Raw genomic sequence first — 2,207 nt, 5'->3', positions numbered from 1 at the left:
GAACAGCACCTCGCTGGCGTCGTCGACGCCGATCCTGCCGAACTCGAACGCTGGAAACTGCGGCCCGAGGTACGGCCGGAGCCGGTCTTCCAGCTCGTGGGCCTCGACGCCGCGGGGGACACCCGGGGCGGCGTCCTTCTGCGCGCCGACGACCATCACCGCGTGGCCGCGGAAGTGGCGTGCAGCCTCCTGCGGCCGACGGTTCGCTGCTCCGAGGAGGAACTTCGCGACCTTCGCCACGCTTGTCTTGCTGCTGAGGTCCAGGCTGCTCTTGACCTCCAGATAGGTCGTCTCGGCCTCGTCGCCGACCGCCAGGACGTGATCCAGGATGAGTCGCAGGGAGCGTTCACCGAGGGGCAGAGTACCGGTATCGAGCCCCATGGGCTTGGGCTCGGACGGGCTCGCCATAGGGGGATCGGCGGTCATGGAATCGATCTTTTCATTCACAATCGAGCGCAGCGATTGATTGATGACGACCTCTTCACAGGTCTGCGAACGTCGATATAGATGTTGGCTTGCACATTGCTCGTTCGAGCAGTCGGAGCCGTCATGACGAAGGCTTTTCAATATCAAGAATCGAGTGCACTTCGGCCGAGGTCAGCAGTAGAGGTTCCGTCAAACCACTCATCACCTGCGCGCCCGACGCAGTGAACTGCGCTGCGAAAGCTCCTATCAGGGCCCTGATGTCTCGCTCGATCTGCGACCAGTTCTCATCGATTTTCAACATTACCCGTAGGTGTAGCGGTTGAAAATCTGCCTCGGGCAGCCCATCCAGGTAATTGCCTGCCCTCTTGAACCGATCCAGGTCCTGCAGAAAGCCAACCTTGAGTTGGTGCTGCAGCATTTTCCGCTCAGCCACAACTCCCATCAAGCACATTTCATACGCGTCATCGATACGGTCGACCGCCCAGCCATTCTCGAAGCGCGTCAGCTCTAGGCCACCGCCCAGAAACCCATCGCCCATCTCCGTCCTGCCCCTTGGCGACATGACAGACACACCGAGGAACTCGATGTTGAGACGTGCGGCAGCGACGGCATGGCCAGCCTCATGGACCAGTATGTGCTTCAGAACGCCGTGACGGCCGCAGTTGGCGCGATCCCAGGCATCAGCTGTTTTCGGATCAAACGGCTGATCGAGCCATTCAACCTCGGCTGCTTCTTCAACATGTTCTGTCATGGGGTTGAGGATCCTTCGGTGATGCGCCGCAGTATGTTCGCCAGCAGGATGGCAGAGTCAGCGGCCACGCCGGCGTAGCGGCGGTTTATCGTCGCGCCATGTTTGACGCCCTGAGCTTGCTCGATCGCCGCGCGCACGAGTTTCCGGAGTGCAGCATTCTCGGATCCAGCAAGATCGACTTCGATCACCCGTTCCAGGCGGTTCTTCGTACTGGCGACCGGTGGCTCTGCTTCGCCGTCGAATAAGTGCCGTTCCGGGACATATGCGGCTTCCGAAAGGCGTTCCAGGATGATCACGCAATCGTTGCCCACATTGCGGTAGTCCTGCTCGGTTCTTGCGTTCTGGAAGTGCCGCCGGAGTTCCGTGATTTCTTCGTCTACCCGGGTCCAGCCGGTGCGAGGGTGCGATGTTACAGGATCGACGAGAGTCGAGGCGACGGTACCCGCCTCGAGATCAGCGAGCTGTTCGTGCAGAGGATCGAACAGTTCTGAGAGCATCTGCCGACGTGCCTGCCAAGAATTGGAGCCGTTGTTGTTTTTCCAGTAGCTGTAGAACCCGTCGAAATCATAGAACGGGGGTCGGAAGTCGAGGCCCAAGCGCTTCAACACCGCCCTTAGGGCAGCCATCACGGCACGGGACTCATGAACCGAGATCCTGGGATTATTTTCAGTGCCGCGATTTTGATACTCGTCATGGACGAGTCTGGCCAAGGGGACGGCGATCTCGACATCAGTAGCAGATTGAAGTGGTCCCGCGTGGACCCGCTCTATGAGATCGGTGTTTAGCGCCTCCTGTTGACGGGCCCAAACATCGGCGGCCTCTGCCTCTTCGAAAAAATCGTTCTCTCGCACCCTGAGAGTCTAGAACCACCTTGAGCAATGTACGGCTGGGACTCGGCGACCAGCGGAGATTCTGCCTACGTGCACCCACCTCTAAAGTCATTATTCACTGGAGTCATTGCGAGTCTGGTGCTCTTGCGGCTTGTAAGAGGGCGATCTCCGGTGGAGTCATGTCGCTGCGCTCCAAAGCT

General features: G+C 59.3%; 2 protein-coding genes and 1 pseudogene. All 3 read right to left on the bottom strand.

Going from position 1 to position 2,207, the window contains the following annotated elements; all coding sequences use genetic code 11:
- Nucleotides 1–426, bottom strand: a pseudogene (locus AC1DEY_RS22965) (hypothetical protein); the annotation flags it as partial.
- Nucleotides 427–547: 121 nt separating this feature from the next.
- Nucleotides 548–1,177, bottom strand: coding sequence for a hypothetical protein (locus AC1DEY_RS22960; protein WP_476870012.1), 630 nt, complete (start codon nt 1,175–1,177; stop codon nt 548–550).
- Nucleotides 1,174–2,028 (bottom strand): hypothetical protein, encoded by an 855-nt coding sequence (locus AC1DEY_RS22955; protein WP_476870011.1) that lies wholly within the window; start codon nt 2,026–2,028, stop codon nt 1,174–1,176. Before AC1DEY_RS22955 ends, AC1DEY_RS22960 begins: the two co-directional genes overlap by 4 nt.
- Nucleotides 2,029–2,207: the final 179 nt, after the last annotated feature.

This window comes from Arthrobacter sp. 05T47, assembly GCF_056395825.1.
The sequence above is the reverse complement of the archived record's forward strand: the minus strand, read 5'-3'. Positions and strand labels throughout refer to the sequence as shown.

Bases quoted from the DNA above. Each gene is read 5' to 3' on its own strand.
- AC1DEY_RS22960 (WP_476870012.1), bottom strand. From the start codon at position 1,177: ATGACAGAACATGTTGAAGAAGCAGCCGAGGTTGAATGGCTCGATCAG.